The sequence below is a fragment of the Pseudomonas sp. genome (assembly GCF_049301935.1).
Taxonomy (GTDB): Bacteria; Pseudomonadota; Gammaproteobacteria; order Pseudomonadales; family Pseudomonadaceae; genus Aquipseudomonas.
Window position 1 is genome coordinate 13,331 of the sequence record NZ_JBAQLP010000080.1, and the last position, 17,815, is coordinate 31,145.

Annotated in this window: 18 protein-coding genes; 2 read left to right on the forward strand and 16 right to left on the reverse strand. The window is 60.4% G+C overall.

Annotated features, from left to right (window positions below; all coding sequences use genetic code 11):
• Nucleotides 1-65 precede the first annotated feature (65 nt).
• Together ccmB and ccmA are read right to left on the reverse strand one after the other, a co-directional pair.
• Nucleotides 66-737: a heme exporter protein CcmB gene (ccmB, locus tag WA145_RS11195; RefSeq protein WP_422581647.1), complete on the reverse strand. Its 672-nt coding sequence runs from the start codon at nt 735-737 to the stop codon at nt 66-68.
• On the reverse strand, nt 734-1,369 hold the full coding sequence (gene ccmA, locus WA145_RS11200; protein WP_422581648.1) for a cytochrome c biogenesis heme-transporting ATPase CcmA: 636 nt from the start codon (nt 1,367-1,369) through the stop codon (nt 734-736). Before ccmA ends, ccmB begins: the two co-directional genes overlap by 4 nt.
• A gap of 307 nt (nt 1,370-1,676) precedes the next feature.
• Here ccmA and WA145_RS11205 point away from each other — a divergent pair, with 307 nt between their 5' ends.
• Complete coding sequence (locus tag WA145_RS11205; protein ID WP_422581649.1) at nt 1,677-3,230, forward strand: flagellar hook-length control protein FliK; 1,554 nt, start codon at nt 1,677-1,679, stop codon at nt 3,228-3,230.
• On the forward strand, nt 3,227-3,553 hold the full coding sequence (locus WA145_RS11210) for an EscU/YscU/HrcU family type III secretion system export apparatus switch protein (RefSeq protein WP_422581650.1): 327 nt from the start codon (nt 3,227-3,229) through the stop codon (nt 3,551-3,553). Before WA145_RS11205 ends, WA145_RS11210 begins: the two co-directional genes overlap by 4 nt.
• 23 nt (nt 3,554-3,576) lie before the next feature.
• Here the strand turns inward: WA145_RS11210 and WA145_RS11215 are convergent, their stop codons facing one another.
• From WA145_RS11215 to flhA, 14 genes are all read right to left on the reverse strand, one after another.
• Entirely contained in the window at nt 3,577-3,981 is a 405-nt protein-coding gene (locus WA145_RS11215) for a DUF2802 domain-containing protein (RefSeq protein ID WP_422581651.1), read from the reverse strand.
• A 3-nt stretch (nt 3,982-3,984) separates the two neighbouring features.
• Nucleotides 3,985-4,464, reverse strand: coding sequence for a chemotaxis protein CheW (locus tag WA145_RS11220; RefSeq protein ID WP_422581652.1), 480 nt, complete (start codon nt 4,462-4,464; stop codon nt 3,985-3,987).
• 105 nt (nt 4,465-4,569) lie between these two features.
• Nucleotides 4,570-5,397, reverse strand: coding sequence for a CheW domain-containing protein (locus tag WA145_RS11225; protein ID WP_422581653.1), 828 nt, complete (start codon nt 5,395-5,397; stop codon nt 4,570-4,572).
• Nucleotides 5,398-5,484: 87 nt separating this feature from the next.
• A complete protein-coding gene (locus WA145_RS11230; RefSeq protein WP_422581654.1) occupies nt 5,485-6,273 on the reverse strand; it encodes a ParA family protein in 789 nt (262 codons plus the stop codon).
• 51 nt (nt 6,274-6,324) lie between these two features.
• Nucleotides 6,325-7,194: a flagellar motor protein MotD gene (motD, locus tag WA145_RS11235; RefSeq protein WP_422581655.1), complete on the reverse strand. Its 870-nt coding sequence runs from the start codon at nt 7,192-7,194 to the stop codon at nt 6,325-6,327.
• Between the two features lie 12 nt (nt 7,195-7,206).
• Complete coding sequence (locus WA145_RS11240) at nt 7,207-7,947, reverse strand: flagellar motor protein (RefSeq protein WP_422581656.1); 741 nt, start codon at nt 7,945-7,947, stop codon at nt 7,207-7,209.
• Entirely contained in the window at nt 7,947-9,062 is a 1,116-nt protein-coding gene (locus WA145_RS11245) for a protein-glutamate methylesterase/protein-glutamine glutaminase (RefSeq protein ID WP_422581657.1), read from the reverse strand. The genes WA145_RS11240 and WA145_RS11245 overlap by 1 nt, the downstream gene beginning before the upstream one ends.
• Before the next feature lie 43 nt (nt 9,063-9,105).
• Nucleotides 9,106-11,286 (reverse strand): chemotaxis protein CheA, encoded by a 2,181-nt coding sequence (locus WA145_RS11250; RefSeq protein ID WP_422581658.1) that lies wholly within the window; start codon nt 11,284-11,286, stop codon nt 9,106-9,108.
• Nucleotides 11,287-11,297: 11 nt separating this feature from the next.
• The gene (locus WA145_RS11255) at nt 11,298-12,086 is read right to left on the reverse strand and encodes a protein phosphatase CheZ (protein ID WP_422581659.1); all 789 of its coding nucleotides are present in this window, start codon (nt 12,084-12,086) and stop codon (nt 11,298-11,300) included.
• Nucleotides 12,087-12,105: 19 nt separating this feature from the next.
• The gene (locus WA145_RS11260; RefSeq protein ID WP_178091816.1) at nt 12,106-12,480 is read right to left on the reverse strand and encodes a chemotaxis response regulator CheY; all 375 of its coding nucleotides are present in this window, start codon (nt 12,478-12,480) and stop codon (nt 12,106-12,108) included.
• A gap of 97 nt (nt 12,481-12,577) precedes the next feature.
• Nucleotides 12,578-13,324, reverse strand: coding sequence for an RNA polymerase sigma factor FliA (gene fliA / locus WA145_RS11265; protein WP_160015347.1), 747 nt, complete (start codon nt 13,322-13,324; stop codon nt 12,578-12,580).
• Complete coding sequence (gene fleN / locus WA145_RS11270) at nt 13,321-14,151, reverse strand: flagellar synthesis regulator FleN (protein ID WP_304864332.1); 831 nt, start codon at nt 14,149-14,151, stop codon at nt 13,321-13,323. The genes fliA and fleN overlap by 4 nt, the downstream gene beginning before the upstream one ends.
• A 77-nt stretch (nt 14,152-14,228) precedes the next feature.
• Nucleotides 14,229-15,530, reverse strand: coding sequence for a flagellar biosynthesis protein FlhF (flhF, locus tag WA145_RS11275; RefSeq protein ID WP_422581660.1), 1,302 nt, complete (start codon nt 15,528-15,530; stop codon nt 14,229-14,231).
• Nucleotides 15,531-15,545: 15 nt separating this feature from the next.
• Nucleotides 15,546-17,669 (reverse strand): flagellar biosynthesis protein FlhA, encoded by a 2,124-nt coding sequence (gene flhA / locus WA145_RS11280; protein WP_422581680.1) that lies wholly within the window; start codon nt 17,667-17,669, stop codon nt 15,546-15,548.
• Nucleotides 17,670-17,815 lie beyond the last annotated feature (146 nt).

Below are 17,815 nucleotides of genomic sequence, written 5' to 3' on the forward strand. Positions count from 1 at the left end.
ATCAGTGCTAGGGCTGATCCGGGCGCAGGCGGCATCCGGATCAACTGGCCATTCAGGCTTATTGTCTACTCAGCGACGCTGATCTTCAGACCAGCGGCGATGGCAAAAGGGCTCAAGGTCACCGCCAATGCGGTGAGGCTGGCCAACCACAACAGGTGGCCGACCGCCGGCAATCCTTGCAGGCTGGCTTGCAACGCCCCGCTGCCGAGAATCAGCACCGGGATGTACAACGGCAGAATCAGCAGCGCCAGCAACAGACCGCCACGCTTGAGCCCCACCGTCAGCGCCGCGCCGACTGCACCGAGCAGACTCAACACAGGCGTACCGAGCAGCAGGGAGATCAGCAGCACCGACAGACAGCGCCCCGGCAAACCCAGCATCAACGCCAGCAGCGGCGCCAGCAGCACCAACGCCAGACCGGAGAACAGCCAGTGTGCCAGCACCTTGGCCAGAACCAGAAGAGCCAGGGGGTGCGGCGAAAGGACCCACTGCTCCAGCGAGCCGTCTTCGAAATCACTGCGAAACAGCCCGTCCAGCGAGAGCAGCACGGCCAATAAGGCCGCTACCCACACCAGCCCAGGCGAAAGGCTTTGTAACAACTGCGTTTGCGGCCCCACCGCCAGCGGGAACAATGCAATCACGATGGCAAAGAACACCAGCGGGTTGGCCAGCTCGGCCGGACGACGAAACAGCAGGCGCGCTTCACGGGCCAGCAGCAGGGTAAAAACATTGCTCATGTGCTGCACTGCCCCAAATCCAGCTCGCGATAGCCGCTCGGCTTGACCGTCAATTCATGGTGGGTGGTCAGTACCACCAGGCCGCCCTGCTGACAATGCGCGGCCAGATGATTCTCCAACTGCGCCACCGCCGCTTTATCCAGCGCGGTATACGGCTCATCCAGCACCCAAAGTGATGGACCCGGCAGATACAAACGCGCCAGCGCGACCCGCCGCTGCTGCCCGGCGGACAGGGTGTGACAGGGCACATCCTCAAAACCGCGCAGGCCCACCGCCGCCAGCGCCTGCCAGATGACCTCGCGCTCGGCGGGCTGATGCAGGGCGCAGAGCCAGGCGAGATTCTCCTCGGCCGTGAGCAAGCCCTTGATGCCGGCGGCATGACCGATCCACAACAGGTTGCGCGCCAGCTCGGCGCGCTGCACCGCCAATGGGCGGCCGTTCAGGCGAATCTCACCGGCGGTCGGTTGCATCAACCCGGCCAGCAAACGCAACAGACTGGTCTTACCGCTACCGTTGGGGCCCGCCACCTGCAACATCTCGCCGGGAACCAGACGCAGCTCCAGCCGCTCGAAAAGCATGCGCCAGTCTCGCTCACAGGCGAGCGCTACGGCTTCGAGAAGAGGGCTGGTCAAGGCATCGGTACCTAAGATGGCTGGTAAAAGCTGTTCAAGTCGGCAGAGTCTTGGCCGCTATACTGACGCAAGTAGAATGCGCAGCCGAGCGCAGAGGGTGCTTACAAAAGTAGCGAGCGATGGCCAGGCAAGGCGCAATCAGCCGAAAAGGCGGAGTGTACGAGTAGTACATGAGCATTTTGAGGCGGATTTCAACGCAGCATGGCCGAGCGCAGTAATTTGTAAGCACCCTCTCAGACGGGGCGCGATTATACATGCCCAACCCCGCTACCCGCAGTGGGCATTTTCGACAGGGTGTAACCCGCCAATGAGCGAAATCAGCAGCCCACGGCCTATTGCGCCAACGCCCCCCAGCAGTCGCCCCAACGTGGTGGCCGCCGACCTGGCGTTGAAACTGCTGCAACCCATGCAAGGCCTGCTGGCCAGCGGTGAAACCGCCAAGGCTGAAGTCATCGCGCTAAAGGAAATGGCGCAAAGTTTTCAGGTGGTACTCAAGCTGACCCTGGAGAACGGTCGCCAAACCACGCTTGAGGCCAGCAGTCCACGCCCCCTGGCTCAAGGCACGGCGCTGGCGGTAACCGCCTTGTCGCCAAGCCAGCTGGCCGTGGTGCTACAAGCGGGTAGCAACAAGGCCTTGACCAGCCTGGATCTCGACCAGCTACCCGTCGGTACCCTGCTGCAGGGCAAGGTGGTGGCCCGCGAGCAACTGCTGCAAACCCGCTCACAACAGGTGATCTACAAGGTGTTGGTCAGCCTGCTCAACACCCCCCTGGCCGGCAGCAAGCTGTCCCTGGAAACCCCCTTGGCGCTGCCCTTAGGTAGCCTGCTCAGCGCCCAGGTACAAGGCAGCCAGGCGTTGAGCTTCCTGCCGCTGAGCGGCCGCCTCGATCAACTCGCGCTGAGCCAGCAACTGGGCAACCAAAGCAACCGCCAAGGCTCCCTGGAAGGCCTGTTCAGCGCCCTGCAAGGGCTGCGCGGTAATGCCGAAATGAGTGAAGGCCTGCGCACCAGTATCGACAAACTCTTCGGCGCCCTGCCCGACGCCGCGCAACTGAGCAGCCCCAAAGGCCTGGCCATGGCCCTGGAAAACAGCGGCATCCTGCTGGAAAGCAAGTTGCTCGGCGGTCAGGGCCAGGCGCTGCCGACCGACCTGAAGGCCAACCTGCTGCGCCTGATCACCCAATTGCTGCCTAACCTCTCAGTCGGCACTCCACTGGCCGCTGCCACTGCGGCCACTGCTGGCTCAGCCCTCGCCCTGGCGATGCCCGCGCTGGCCCGCGACCTGCTCGGCAGCCTGGGCAAAGCCACCAGTCGCCAGCAAGCGCTGAACTTCCCCCTGCCCTCACGCCTGCTGCAGGCGATGGAGGGTGAAGCCGACCTGGAAACCCTGCTGAAGCTCGCCGCTGCAGCCATCTCGCGCCTGCAGACCCACCAGCTCTCCAGCCTGGCGCAGAGCCAGGTCGGCCCGGATGGCAACCTGCTGACCACCTGGCAACTGGAACTGCCCATGCGCAACCAGCAGGAGCTGGTGCCGTTGCAGGTAAAAATCCAGCGCGATGAAAGTAACCCGCAAGGCAAACCCGAGAAAAAGCAAACCCTGTGGAAAGTCGAGCTGGCCTTCGACCTTGATCCGCTGGGCCCTCTGCAAGTGCAGGCGCAACTGGCCCACGGCCGCCTGTCCAGCCAGCTGTGGGCCGAACGCAGCAACACCGTCAGCCTGATCGATGGCGAACTGGACAACCTACGCCAGCGCCTGAACGCCGCCGGCGTGCAGGTTGGCGAGCTGACCTGTAGCCAGGGCACGCCGCCGCGCGGGCCGCGCACAACCCTGGAACAACGCTGGGTGGATGAAACCGCATGAAGAAGACCACACCCCGCCAAGCCATCGCCCTCACCTACGACGGCCAGAAGGCGCCCGTACTCAGCGCCAAAGGTGATGACGAGTTGGCCGAAGCCATTCTGGCCATCGCCCGCGAATACGAAGTACCGATCTACGAAAATGCCGAGCTGGTGCGCCTGCTGGCGCGACTGGAGCTAGGCGATGCGATTCCCGAACAGCTGTATCGCTGTATCGCGGAAATCATCGCCTTTGCCTGGTACCTGAAGGGTAAAGCGCCGGCCGGCAGTGAACGCGATAGCGATATCACGCCGCCGCTGCGCCTACTGGAAGGGCCGGCAGATTGAATGCTTCTTGAGGATTGGCAGAATCAGGAACCTTGCAGTTTGGCCTGCTGCATTTTGCTCACCAACTCAGCCTCGGCCTTGCTTAGTCCGCAGGACTGGGTCAGATCATCCACACTGGCGCCCATGCCCGCCAGACGCGCAGCCTGGGTAAACGACAGGCTGCTGGGGTCACGCTGCTCGATCTGATTAAGCTTGTCCGGCAGCGGCGCGACGACCCGGCGCAGCTCATGTAACTCCTCGCCCATCTGCACACTGCCGGTCAGGTAGGCATCCAGACGCCGGCTAAGCTCCTTAAGCCGCCGATCCCGCACTGCATCACGCTCGCCTTGCAGCTTTATGGCCTCGCGCAGCTGCCGGGTCAGCCAGACGCACGCGCCTATCAGCCCCAGGCAAACCAGGGCCAGTGCGACCAGCAGTGCGTCGAGCATGACCTAGAAACTCTCCAGATCGGACCACTCTTCTTCACTCATCATCTTGTCCAGCTCAACCAGAATCAGCAGCTCGCCGTTCTTGTTGCACACGCCCTGGATAAACTTGGCGGACTCGTCATTGCCGACGTTCGGCGCGGTTTCCACTTCCGATTGGCGCAGGTAAACCACCTCAGCCACGCTGTCGACCAGGATGCCGACTACCTGCTTGTCCGCTTCGATAATCACGATACGGGTGTTATCGGTCACCTCGGTGGAGTCCAGACCGAAGCGCTGGCGCGTATCGATCACGGTGACCACATTACCGCGCAAGTTGATGATGCCCAGCACATAGCTCGGAGCACCCGGCACAGGGGCAATCTCGGTATAACGCAGGACTTCCTGCACCTGCATCACGTTGATGCCATAGGTTTCGTTGTCCAGGCGGAACGTTACCCACTGCAGGATCGGATCTTCAGAGCCTTGTGCCGAACTTTTCTTCATGTTCCTAGCCTCGTCATAAACCGCTCGCGGCGGTAATCGCGGGGGTATCCCCCGCGGTCATTACTATAGTTGCAAAGCTGCGCACATCGCACAGCCCGGCGTTATTCAGTGAACCCGGTTGGCCGCCATGCGTTTGGCCGCACCACTGGTGATCAGCTCAGCTAAAGAGGCGATATCCAGCAAGGCGCACATGTGTTCGATCACCGTGCCGGCCAGCCATGGCCGCTGGGTGCGCTGACTGCGCCATTTGACCTCGTTGGGGTCGAGGCGAATCGAGCGGCTGACCTGATGCACCGCCAGCCCCCATTCGTAACCCTGCACGGAAATCACGTACTGTAGCCCTTCACGAAAATCATCGCGGTAGCGGTCTGGCATCACCCAGCGCGCGGTATCCAGCACCTTCAGGTTACCGGCCTGGCACGGCAGTATGCCGAGAAACCAGTCTGGCTGGCCAAATAATGGCGTGAGTTCCTGACCTTCCAGGGGATAAATCGAGCCCAGGCACACCAGTGGCACCGCCAGGGTCAGCCCGGCCACGTCGAACAACAGGCATTCAAACGGCCCTTGGGCCCAGTCAGGCCGGCCCTGCAGCACGGGTTCAGGCACCAGCACCGCGGGTGGCGTCTCGACCACCACGGCCGCTTCAACCACCGCCGGCGGTGGCTCGACCTGAACTGCAATTTGCGGCGCAGGCATCTCAAGGGTGGGCAGCACCAACGGCCGCGGCGCCAGCTCAGCCACAGGTTTGGCCGTCACGGCGTGCGCCTGCGGCATGCTGCGGGCATCGCGCACCTGCTCCTCCAGCACCGCGGCTTCGAACTCATCCAGCGTGATGCTTTCGGCAAACTCGACGGCAGCCTCCTGCAACAAGCCGTCCAGATAGGACTGCAAGGCCAGTTGCGAACGTGTAGCGGTGGCGAGGGGACGACTCATGAATACAACCCGCAATAACAATCTGTACAGACTATCGGCAGCGCTAGCGGCAGACTTGAGCCTATATCTTCAGCATAGCCGTTCATCTCAGGCGACCTGTGCGGCAATCTGCTGCGACAACAGGTGCTTGAGCAGTGCCCGGTAGGCAAGTACGCCACGGCTATTGGTGTCGAACCTGGACGGTGTAAGCCCCGCCCGGCTGGCATCGCGCAAGCGCGTATCCACCGGAATATAGGCCGGCCACAGATGCTCAGGGTAACTGTTGCGCAACATCCGCAGCGTGCCCATGGAAGCCTGGGTACGCCGGTCAAACAGGGTCGGCACTATGGTATAAGGCAACGCCTGCTGACGCGAACGGTTGATCATCGCCAGGGTATTGACCATCCGCTCCAGGCCTTTGACGGCCAGGAACTCGGTCTGCACCGGAATTACCAATTGCTGGCTGGCAGCCAGGGCGTTGACCATCAGCACGCCGAGCAAAGGCGGGCTGTCGATCACCGCATGATCGAAATCTTGCCAAAGCTGCGCCAGGCTCTTGGCAATCACCAACCCCAGGCCACTCTGCCCGGGTGATTGGCGCTCCAGCGTGGCCAGCGCGGTACTGGACGGCAACAGGGCAATACGCTCATCGCTGGTAGGCAGCAATAATTGCTGCGGTAAACCGCGCGGCACGCTGCCCTTATGCTGAAACAGGTCAAAATTGCTGTGCTCCAGGCTGTCCGGATCGTGCCCGAAATAGCTGGTCATCGAACCGTGCGGATCCAGGTCAACCACCACCACGCGCTTACCGGCATCGGCCAGAAGCCCCGCCAACGCGATCGATGTGGTGGTCTTGCCGACTCCACCTTTTTGATTAGCTACTGCCCAGACTCTCATCGTTATCATCCTCCCGGAACAGCTGCAGCCTGACCGAGAACGGGGCCACCCTTATGGGGCCGGCGACGGGGGATTGACGGCATCCGCTTGCGGGGCCGGCGTTGCGGGGGCTTTTGCAGGTTGCGTGCCAGCCCGTTGCAAGGCCGCATCGGGTTTGGCATTGGCACTGCCCACACCACTCACGCTACGGCGTACATCCAGATTGCGCGAGATCACCAACACCACCCGGCGATTGCGCCCACGGCCCTCGGCGGTGCTGTTATCGGCAACGGGCTGGAACTCGCCATAACCGACTGCCGCCAGCCGACTGGGGTTGACCCCATCCATTGTGAGCATCCGCACGATACTGGCAGCCCTTGCGGTAGACAGCTCCCAGTTGGTCGGAAACTGCGCGGTCTGGATCGGCAGGTTGTCAGTAAAGCCCTCCACATGAATTGGGTTTTCGTAGGGCGCCAGAATTTTGGCCACTTTCTCGATAATGTCGAAAGCCGCATTGTTGGGGATGGCATCGCCGCTGGTAAACAGCAAACTGGAGCTGAGCTCAATCTCGATCCACAACTCATTACCACTGACCTTGAGCTGTTCGGACTGAATCAAGTCGCCGAATGCCTCGCGCACGCTGCTGGCGATGTTCTGCAGATCATCGGCAGATGACTGCGCGCTTTCCTCATCCACCAGCGAACGGTCCGGCTCAGTGGTGCGCGGCCGCAGCTCCCCCACCGGGATCGGCTTGATCGCCCGATCGGGCTGGTTGAACACCCCAGTCAGGCTGTCGGAAAGAATCTTGTACTTGCCTTCATTGATCGATGAAATCGAATACATGACCACAAAAAACGCGAACAGCAAGGTGATGAAGTCAGCATAGGAGACCAGCCAACGTTCGTGGTTTTCATGTTCTTCGTGATGACGCCTGCGGGCCATGTGCTGTTCCCATCAATCCATAAAGCCTTGCAGCTTCAATTCGATGGAGCGCGGGTTTTCACCCTCGGCAATCGACAGGATGCCTTCGAGCAGCATTTCGCGATAACGCGACTGGCGCTGGGCAATGGCCTTGAGTTTGTTGCCAATCGGTAGCAGCAGCAGGTTGGCAAACCCCACACCGTAGATGGTGGCAACAAACGCCACGGCAATACCGGCCCCCAGCTTGCTCGGGTCGGCCAGGTTGCCCATTACATGAATCAAACCCATCACGGCACCGATAATGCCGATGGTCGGCGCATAGCCACCCATGCTTTCAAACACCTTGGCCGCCTGAATATCACGGCCTTCCTGGGTGTACAGATCGACTTCGAGAATACTGCGAATGGCTTCCGGCTCTGCGCCGTCAACCAACAGTTGCAAACCTTTGCGCGCATAGGGATCGGTTTCGACATCTGCCACCGCTTCAAGGCCGAGCAAGCCTTCCTTGCGCGCGGTCATGCTCCAACCAACCACCCGATTGACGCCACCGGCCAGATCCACCCGTGGCGGAAAAAAAATCCAGCTTATAATGGCCAGAGCGCGCTTAAACACGTTCATCGGCGCCTGCAAAAACGCCGCGCCCAGGGTGCCACCGATCACGATCAATGCCGCAGGTCCATTGAGCAACGCGCCGGCATGGCCACCTTCGAGGTAGTTGCCGCCGAGAATGGCGACAAAGGCCAGGATGACCCCAATTAGACTGAGGACATCCATTAAATGCAGGTCTCCGCCAGGTGCCTGCCAATGTCATCCAGCGGGTAGACGGCGTCGGCCAGATCGGCTTTAACGATGGCCATCGGCATGCCGTAAATCACACAGCTGGCTTCATCCTGTGCCCATACCTGACTGCCACCCTGCTTGAGCAGGCGCGCCCCTTCACGGCCATCGGCACCCATACCGGTCAGCACCACGGCCAGCACTTTGTCCGCGTAGGATTTGGCCACCGAACCAAAGGTGATATCGACACACGGCTTGTAGTTCAGACGTTCATCGCCAGGCAGAATCTTCACCACGCCACGCGCATCGACCATCATCTGCTTGCCGCCAGGTGCCAACAGCGCCAGACCTGGGCGCAATACATCACCGTCTTCGGCTTCCTTGACACTGATCCGGCAGAGCTTGTCGAGGCGCTCGGCAAAGGCCTTGGTAAAGGCGGCCGGCATATGCTGGATCAGCACAATCGGTGCCGGAAAATTGGCCGGCAACTGGGTCAGCACACGCTGCAGCGCCACCGGCCCACCGGTCGAGGTGCCTATCGCAACCAGCTTGTAGGACTTGCGCTTAGGCGCAGCACTGGCAACCGCCGGCGCGGGTGCCATAACTGGGCGCGCCAGGGTGCTGGTACTCGTTGCAGGACGTGTCACTGGCTTGGTTTGCGCAGCAGGTGTCGCGGCAGGCGCAGCCACAGGAGGCAGGCTCAGGCTGCGGCGGTTACTGCGAGCAATGGTATGAATTTTTTCGCAGAGCAGTTGTTTGACCCGCTCGGGGTTGCGCGAAATATCCTCAAAATTTTTCGGTAGGAAATCCACCGCACCCGCTTCCAGCGCATCCAGGGTAACCCGCGCGCCTTCATGAGTCAGCGAGGAGAACATCAGTACCGGCGTCGGGCAGCGCTGCATGATATTACGCACGGCCGTGATGCCATCCATCATTGGCATCTCGTAATCCATGGTGATCACATCGGGCTTAAGCGCCTGCGCCTGTTCGATGGCTTCACGGCCGTTAGTGGCGGTGCCGATTACTTGAATATTCGGATCGGCTGAAAGAATTTCTGACACACGCCGACGAAAAAAGCCGGAGTCATCAACCACCAACACCTTAACCGCCATAAACACTCCTAACCAACGCGACAGACACTTGCGCCGTTAACAATCAGATACGTCGCGCATAACGTTTAAGCATGCTCGGCACGTCAAGAATCAGGGCAATACGTCCGTCACCGGTGATGGTTGCACCTGACATGCCTGGGGTGCCCTGGAGCATTTTGCCCAGGGGCTTGATCACCACTTCCTCCTGGCCGACCAACTGATCGACCACAAAACCGATACGCTGACTGCCAACGGTGAGGATCACCACATGCCCCTCACCCTGCTCCACATGGGCGGCATTACCGATCAGCCAACGCTTGAGGTAGAACAGCGGCAGGGCCTTGTCACGCACGATCACCACTTCCTGGCCGTCGACCACATTGGTGCGCGACAGGTCGAGGTGGAAGATTTCGTTAACGTTGACCAACGGGAAGGCAAACGCCTGATTGCCCAGCATCACCATCAGCGTCGGCATGATCGCCAGGGTCAGCGGCACCTTGATGACGATCTTCGAGCCTTGGCCCTTGACCGAGAACACGTTGACCGTGCCATTGAGCTGGGAAATCTTGGTTTTCACCACGTCCATGCCCACACCGCGACCGGATACATCGGAAATTTCGGTCTTGGTCGAGAAACCCGGCGCAAAAATCAGGTTGTAGCACTCGAATTCGTTGAGACGCTCGGCGGCATCCTTGTCCAGTAGGCCTTTTTCCACAGCCTTGGCCCGCAGCTGGTCAGCATCCATGCCCTTGCCGTCGTCAGAGATCGACAAGAGGATGTGATCGCCTTCCTGCTCGGCGGACAGTATCACCTTGCCGCCACGCTGCTTACCCGAGGCCTCGCGCTCCTCCGGCATCTCGATACCGTGGTCGACCGCGTTGCGTACCAAGTGCACCAACGGGTCGGCCAGGGCCTCGACCAGGTTCTTATCCAGGTCAGTTTCTTCGCCGACCAGCTCCAGATTGATCTCTTTCTTGAGCTGGCGCGCCAGATCGCGGACCAGCCGTGGGAAACGCCCGAAGACCTTCTTGATCGGCTGCATGCGGGTTTTCATCACCGCCGTCTGCAGGTCAGCCGTGACCACATCCAGGTTGGACACCGCCTTGGACATGGCCTCATCGGCACTGCTGGACCCCAGGCGCACCAGGCGGTTACGCACCAGTACCAGCTCACCAACCATGTTCATGATTTCATCCAGCCGCGCGGTATCGACCCGCACCGTGGTTTCCGCCTCGCTGGGCGGCGCAGCCTTCTCGGCTACAGGCGCGGCGGCCGGTGCAGCAGGTGCCTTGGCTGGTTCAGCCTTGGCAACAGGTTTAGCGGCAGCCTTGGCAGGCTCCGCCGGCTTGGCGGTGGGCGCAACGGGCTTGATCGCTTCAGGCTCGACAAACTTGCCTTTGCCATGCAGCTGATCGAGCAGGGCTTCAAACTCATCGTCGGTGATATCACCGCTCGGCGCAGCAGCCGGCTCAGCTTTGGCCGCCGGCGCGGCAGCTGCCGGGACAGCTGGCGGGACAAACTGGCCTTTGCCATGCAACTGATCGAGCAGCGACTCGAATTCATCATCGGTGATTTCATCACCAGACGCCGCTGGCACGGCGGCAACAGGCGCAGCGGGTGCAGCAACAACCTCAGGCGCTGCGAACTGACCTTTGCCGTGCAGTTGGTCAAGCAGCGACTCGAATTCATCATCGGTGATTTCATCACTGCTGGCAGCGCTGGGGGCTTGCGCCGGCGACCCATCCAGAGCGCCCAGCAACTGCTCGAATTCACTGTCGGTGATATCGCCAGCGGCCTGTTCAAGCTGAGGCTCGGATTCGGCAAGTGCATCATCTGACGTAGCCGCATCGTTGCCTGCCGGCTCAGCCAGCCGCGCCAAGGCGGCCAAGAGCTCAGGCGTCGCCGGGGTCAGATCGGTACGCTCACGCACCTCGGTAAACATGCTGTTGACGGCATCCAGTGCTTCCAGCACCACATCCATCAACTCGGAGTCGACGCGCCGTTCACCCTTGCGCAGGATGTCGAAGACGTTTTCTGCAATATGGCAGCACTCCACCAGCTCATTGAGCTGAAGAAAGCCGGCGCCACCTTTGACGGTATGGAAGCCGCGAAAAATAGCGTTGAGCAGATTCATGTCATCCGGGCGACTTTCCAGCTCTACCAGCTGCTCAGACAACAATTCAAGAATCTCGCCGGCCTCTACCAGGAAGTCCTGGAGGATTTCTTCATCGGCGCCGAAGCTCATAAGACGTGCTCCTAAAATCCCAGGCTGGAAAGCAGATCGTCAACATCATCCTGATTGGATGCGACGTCTTCACGCTTATCGGCATGAATCTGCGGACCTTCACCATGGGAAGGCTCTTTTTGTTGTTCTTGTTCGGCACGCAGCAGCTCGTGGTTGTGCTCGATGCCGGCAATCTGGTCGACCTGGCTAGCCATCAGCACCAGTTTCAACAGGTTGCTTTCAACCTCGGTGACCAACTGGGTGACACGCTTGATCACCTGCCCAGTCAGATCCTGGAAGTCCTGCGCCAGCAGAATATCGTTGAGGTGGCCGGACAACTTGGCACCATCACGCTCACTTCGAGCGAGAAACAACTCGACACGCTTGGCCAGTTCACGGAAACCATCGGCGCTCATCTCGCGACGCATAAAGCGCCCCCAGTCGGCGCTCAGGCTGTGCGCTTCATCACTGAGGTCATTAACCAGTGGGGCGCTCTGCTCAACCAGGTCCATGGTGCGATTGGCCGCTTTCTCGGTCATCGTCACCACGTAATTCAAGCGTTCGGTAGCGTCGGTGATTTGCGAAACCTCAGTGGCGTGCGGCACACGAGGGTCCAGTTGGAAGTTGACGATGGCGTTGTGCAGTTCACGGGTCAGCTTGCCGACTTCGTGATACAGGCCGCGGTCACGCGCCTTGTTGAGTTCATGTATCAACTGTACCGCTTCACCAAAGTTACCCTGTTCCAGGCTATCTACCAGTTGGCGAGCGCTGTGCTTCAGGGACGACTCAAGGTCACCCTGAGCGGAATCTTTATGTTCCATAGCAACCTCATGGCAGACATCAGCCGTTGACCCGTTCGAAGATCTTTTCAATCTTCTCTTTCAGTACCTGAGCAGTGAACGGCTTGACCACATAACCGTTGACCCCCGCCTGGGCTGCTTCGATGATCTGATCACGCTTGGCTTCTGCGGTCACCATCAACACCGGCAGGGTTTTCAGGCGTTCATCGGCGCGCACCGCGCGCAGCAGGTCAATCCCGGTCATGCCGGGCATGTTCCAGTCAGTTACCAGAAAATCAAAACTGCCGCTTTGCAGCATGGGCAGCGCGGTGACGCCATCATCGGCTTCCGCTGTGTTGGTGAACCCCAAGTCACGCAGGAGGTTCTTGATGATCCGTCGCATCGTTGAAAAATCATCAACGATTAGGATTTTCATGTTCTTGTCCAAGTCGACCTCCGTACAGTCCCGAACGCACCCAGCAACCTGTATGCGCTTTTAATCGTGAAACCGGCCCAGCGTTCGCGAATGCTGCTCAGTGTGCGCGCCACTCGCCTAAACGAGCGCGTAAACGAGCGGCACATTGACTGTGTAATTGGCTTACACGTGATTCGCTAACCCCCAACACTTCGCCGATCTCTTTCAGATTCAATTCTTCATCGTAATATAGCGCTAACACCAGGCGCTCGCGCTCCGGCAGGTTGGCAATGGCATCGGCCAGGGCCGCCTGAAAGCGTTCATCTTCCAGATCACGAGAAGGTTCGAGGTGGTTGCTGCCAGCGTCTTCACCCAGCCCGCCGTGTTCGCCGTCCTGCAACAGGTCGTCGAAACTGAACAGGCGGCTGCCTAAAGTGTCGCCAAGAATGCCGTAGTAATCCTCGAGACTCAATTGGAGTTCGGCCGCAACCTCTTGATCTTTAGCGTCTCTACCCGTTCTGGCCTCAATTATTCGAATTGCATCGCTGACCATGCGGCTATTACGGTGCACCGAACGTGGCGCCCAGTCACCTTTGCGCACCTCATCGAGCATCGAGCCGCGGATGCGAATACCGGCGAATGTCTCAAAACTGGCGCCTTTACTGGAATCGTATTTTTTTGACGCTTCGAGCAGGCCGATCATCCCGGCCTGGATCAAATCATCAACCTGCACGTTGGCCGGCAGACGGGCCAGCAGGTGATAGGCAATGCGTTTGACCAGGGGCGCATAGCGCTCGATCAACTGGTGCTGGGAATCCTGCGCCTGTGCCTTGCTATACATACGAAGTCCAGAGGCTGCTGTCATATGGCCGTGTCCGCGATCGGCTGCTGCACCAGACGCTCAACGAAAAACTCCAAATGACCGCGCGGATTGGCCGGTAGCGGCCAAGCGTCGACTTTCTGGGCTATCGCCTTGAACGCCAGCGCGCACTTCGAGCGCGGGAAGGCTTCGTAGACCGCGCGCTGCTTCTGCACGGCCTTGCGCACGGACTCGTCATAAGGCACTGCGCCTACATACTGCAGGGCAACGTCGAGAAAACGGTCAGTGACTTTGGTCAGCTTAGCAAACAGGTTGCGACCTTCCTGCGGGCTGTGGGCCATATTGGCCAATACGCGGAAGCGATTCATGCCATGGTCGCGGTTGAGCAGTTTAATCAGCGCGTAGGCGTCGGTAATCGAGGTCGGCTCATCACAGACCACCACCAGCACTTCCTGAGCGGCGCGTACGAAACTGACTACACCATCACCAATACCGGCGGCGGTGTCGATGATCAGCACATCGAGGTTGTCGCTGATGTCGCTGAAGGCCTGGATCAGCCCGGCATGCTGCATGGGCGATAGCTGCACCATGCTTTGGATACCAGAGGCTGCCGGCACGATACGAATGCCTCCTGGCCCCTGCAGCAATACATCGCGCAGCTCGCACTCGCCACTGATGACGTTTTCCAGGGTGCGTTTGGCGCTCAGGCCAAGCAGCACATCAACGTTGGCCAAGCCCAGGTCGGCGTCCATCAGCATCACCCGGCGACCGAGGTCAGCCAGGGCCAACGCCAGGTTCACCGAGACATTGGTCTTGCCGACGCCACCTTTGCCGCCGGTCACCGCAATCACCTGTACGGGATGCATACCCATATTTCTACACACCTTGTCTAACTTCGACTGGAGCCATTTGGCCGGCTAAACGCGGTTCAACCCCAACAGCCTGACACTTAACTGACGCGTCGTGCGGGTTGCTGGTAAAGGTCGGCAAACATCTCCGCCATTGTGTCCTCGCTCGGGTCTTGAGTGGCCTGCAGGCCTACGGCGCGGCTGACCAACTGATGACTGCGCGGAACCTGCAAATCATCGGGAATGCGTGGCCCATCAGTCAGATAGGCTACCGGTAGACGCTGGCTAATAGCCAGCCCTAAAACCTCGCCCAGGCTGGTGGCTTCATCGGCTTTGGTCAGGATGCAGCCAGACAAGCCGCAGCGCTTATAACTATGGTAGGCGGCTTTCAGCACTTGGCCCTGGCTGGTGGCCGCCATGACCAGATAATTTTTGGCGTTGACGCCACGACTGGCCAGGGTTTCCAGCTGCATGCGCAGGGCCGGATCGTTGGCTGGCAGGCCGGCGGTGTCGATCAGCACCACACGCTTGCGCGCCAGCGGCGCCAGGGCCTGAGTCAGCGACTGACCGGGGTCGACCAGGGTCACCGGAACATTGAGGATGCGCCCCAACGTTTTAAGCTGCTCCTGGGCGCCGATGCGGTAGCTGTCCAGGCTGACCAGGGCGATGTGCTGCGCGCCGTACTTGAGCACGTAGCGCGCCGCCAGCTTGGCCAGGGTGGTGGTCTTGCCCATGCCGGCCGGGCCCACCAGGGCGATCACACCGCCCTCTTCCATTGGTTCCTGCTTCGGCGTTTTGATCGCGTGTGCCAGGTGCGCCAGCAACATGCGCCAGGCCTGACGGGGTTCAGTCACGGTACTGACACGCTCCAGCAGCGCTTTCGACAATTCGGCCGACAACCCCATACGCTGCAAACGGCGCCACAGGTTGGCTTGCTGCGGACGGCGGTTCTGCAACTGGCCCCAGGCAATCGAGCCCAATTGCACTTCAATCAATTCACGCAGGCCGTGCAGCTCGAAACGCATGGCATCCAGGGCGCGCTGATCGCTGGCCGCAGCAGGCGCAGCCTGAGACTTGCGCATCACGGCAGCCAGGCTGTCGGCAGGCAGGCTGTCGGCAGCGCCAAACAGCTGACGGTCCTTGCCGGCATCGACCAGCGCACGGGTGGTCAATTCGGCCTGCGCCGTGGCGATTTTCGCCTGGGTCTTGCGCAGCTCGGCTTCCAGCGCCGGGTTGGCCTGACGGGCCGGTGCGGCTGGCACCTGATAATCCAGCGCGGCGGTCAGTTCGACACCGCCGGCGACCCGGCGATTGCCAATGATCGAGGCATCGGCACCCAGCTCATCACGCACCAGTTTCATGGCGGTACGCATATCGGCGGCGAAAAAGCGTTTGACCTGCATGGCCTGTAACCTCGGTTAGTTCTGCCCCACCGTCGCAACGATGGTGACCTGCTTGTTATCCGGAATTTCCTGGTATGCCAGTACATGGATACTCGGAACCGCCAGCCGCGCGAATCGCGAGAGCATCGCCCGGACCGGACCGGCCACCAGCAGTATCACTGGCTTGCCGAGCATCTCCTGGCGCTGCGCCGCTTCCACCAGGGAACGCTGCAGCTTCTCGGCCATGCCCGGCTCCAGGAGGATGCCCTCCTCGGAGCCTTGACCGGCCTTCTGAATACTGTTCAGCAATATCTGTTCCAACCTGGGCTCCAGGGTGATCACAGGCAGCTCCAGCTCTAGTCCCACAATGCTTTGCACGATTGCCCGGGCCAACGCGACACGCACCGCCGCCACCATCGCGGCGGGATCTTGACTCTTGCCAGCGACATTCGAGATCGCCTCGGCGATGGTGCGGATATCACGCACCGGCACCTGCTCCTGCAGCAAGCTCTGCAACACCTTGAGCAGGGTCGACAGGGAAATCATCCCCGGCACCAGCTCCTCGGCCAACTTGGGCGAGCTCTTGGCCAACAGCTGCATCAGTTGCTGCACTTCCTCATGCCCGAGCAGCTCGTGGGCATGCTTGTGCAGCACCTGGTTGAGGTGAGTGGCGACCACGGTGCTGGCGTCCACCACGGTGTAACCCAGGGACTGCGCCTGATCGCGCTGGCTCGGGTCGATCCACACCGCCTCCAGGCCAAAGGCCGGGTCTTTGGCGGCGATGCCGTTGAGCGGGCCGAACACCTGGCCAGGGTTGATTGCCAACTCGCGATCCGGGTACACCTCGGCCTCGGCCACGCTGACACCCATCAGGGTCAGGCGATAGGCATTGGGTTGCAGGTCGAGGTTGTCGCGGATATGCACCGAGGGCATGAGAAAGCCCATTTCCTGGGAGAGCTTCTTGCGCACCCCCTTGATCCGCGCCAGCAGCTGGCCACCCTGATTACGATCCACCAAGGGAATCAGGCGGTAACCGACTTCCAGGCCGACCATATCCACCGGGGTCACGTCATCCCAGCCCAGCTCCTTGACCTCCTGGGCCTTCTGCGCCGGCAGCAGTTCCTGCTGGCGCTGCACTTCCTTGATCTCGTTTTCCTTGGTCGCACGCTGTTTGTTGGCAATCCAGTACGCGGCAGCGGCAGCCACCAGGCCCAGGCTAATAAAGGAGAAATGCGGCATGCCGGGTACCAGGCCCATGGTGATCATCACCGCAGCCGTCACCGCCAGCGCGCGTGGCGAGGCGAACATCTGCCGGTTGACCTGGGCGCCCATGTCTTCGGAGCTGGATACGCGGGTGACCATGATCGCCGCGGCAGTCGACAGCAGCAGCGAAGGAATCTGCGCCACCAGACCGTCACCGATGGTCAGCAGGGTGTAGATGCGGCCCGCATCAGCAAAGCCCAGGTCATGCTGGAAGATGCCGATGGCGATGCCGCCAATCAGGTTGATAAACAGAATCAGCAGACCGGCAATCGCATCGCCACGGACAAACTTGCTGGCCCCGTCCATGGAACCGTAGAAGTCTGCCTCCTGGGAGACCTCCGAGCGGCGCTTCTTGGCTTCGCCCTGATCAATCAGGCCGGCATTCAGGTCGGCGTCGATGGCCATCTGTTTACCCGGCATGGCATCCAGGGTAAAACGCGCGCTGACTTCGGAAATCCGCCCGGCGCCCTTGGTCACCACCACAAAGTTGATGATCATCAAGATGGCGAACACCACGATACCGACCACGTAGTTGCCGCCGATCACCACTTCGCCAAAGGCCTGGATCACCTTACCCGCGGCATCGTGACCGTCCTGACCGTGCAGCAAGACCACCCGTGTGGACGCCACGTTAAGCGCCAGGCGCAGCAAGGTAGCCGCCAGCAAAATGGTCGGGAATACCGCGAAGTCCAGCGGGCGCAAAGCGTAGATCGCCACCAGCAGCACGACAATCGACAGGGCAATACTGAAGGTGAACAGCACATCGAGGAGAAACGGTGGAATCGGCAGCATGACCATGCCGAGCATGACCAGCAGCAGCAGCGGGATGCCCAGATTGCCCTGCTTCAACCCCGACAGGTTGCTGCGCACATCACCGATCATTTGCGAGCGATCTATTGCCACTTCCCTACCCCAGCCCATTCAATCTTTTGACGCCGAGCGCGCCTTTGGCAGGGTTTTGCAAGAAGCTGTCCAACTTTGCCTATCAAGACATCTATCGCGTAGTGATAACCCGTAGGATGGGTTAGCCGCTTAGCTGATGC

Coding starts and splice junctions, on each gene's coding strand:
- fleN (WP_304864332.1), bottom strand. CDS start 14,151: ATGGGTATGCATCCCGTACAGGTGATTGCGGTGACCGGCGGCAAAGGT.
- WA145_RS11245 (WP_422581657.1), bottom strand. CDS start 9,062: ATGGCGGTTAAGGTGTTGGTGGTTGATGACTCCGGCTTTTTTCGTCGG.
- WA145_RS11225 (WP_422581653.1), bottom strand. CDS start 5,397: ATGAGTCGTCCCCTCGCCACCGCTACACGTTCGCAACTGGCCTTGCAG.
- flhF (WP_422581660.1), bottom strand. CDS start 15,530: ATGCAGGTCAAACGCTTTTTCGCCGCCGATATGCGTACCGCCATGAAA.
- ccmB (WP_422581647.1), bottom strand. CDS start 737: ATGAGCAATGTTTTTACCCTGCTGCTGGCCCGTGAAGCGCGCCTGCTG.
- WA145_RS11260 (WP_178091816.1), bottom strand. CDS start 12,480: ATGAAAATCCTAATCGTTGATGATTTTTCAACGATGCGACGGATCATC.
- WA145_RS11230 (WP_422581654.1), bottom strand. CDS start 6,273: ATGAGAGTCTGGGCAGTAGCTAATCAAAAAGGTGGAGTCGGCAAGACC.
- fliA (WP_160015347.1), bottom strand. CDS start 13,324: ATGACAGCAGCCTCTGGACTTCGTATGTATAGCAAGGCACAGGCGCAG.
- WA145_RS11220 (WP_422581652.1), bottom strand. CDS start 4,464: ATGAAGAAAAGTTCGGCACAAGGCTCTGAAGATCCGATCCTGCAGTGG.
- WA145_RS11205 (WP_422581649.1), top strand. CDS start 1,677: ATGAGCGAAATCAGCAGCCCACGGCCTATTGCGCCAACGCCCCCCAGC.
- motD (WP_422581655.1), bottom strand. CDS start 7,194: ATGGCCCGCAGGCGTCATCACGAAGAACATGAAAACCACGAACGTTGG.
- WA145_RS11240 (WP_422581656.1), bottom strand. CDS start 7,947: ATGGATGTCCTCAGTCTAATTGGGGTCATCCTGGCCTTTGTCGCCATT.
- WA145_RS11210 (WP_422581650.1), top strand. CDS start 3,227: ATGAAGAAGACCACACCCCGCCAAGCCATCGCCCTCACCTACGACGGC.
- WA145_RS11255 (WP_422581659.1), bottom strand. CDS start 12,086: ATGGAACATAAAGATTCCGCTCAGGGTGACCTTGAGTCGTCCCTGAAG.
- WA145_RS11250 (WP_422581658.1), bottom strand. CDS start 11,286: ATGAGCTTCGGCGCCGATGAAGAAATCCTCCAGGACTTCCTGGTAGAG.
- WA145_RS11215 (WP_422581651.1), bottom strand. CDS start 3,981: ATGCTCGACGCACTGCTGGTCGCACTGGCCCTGGTTTGCCTGGGGCTG.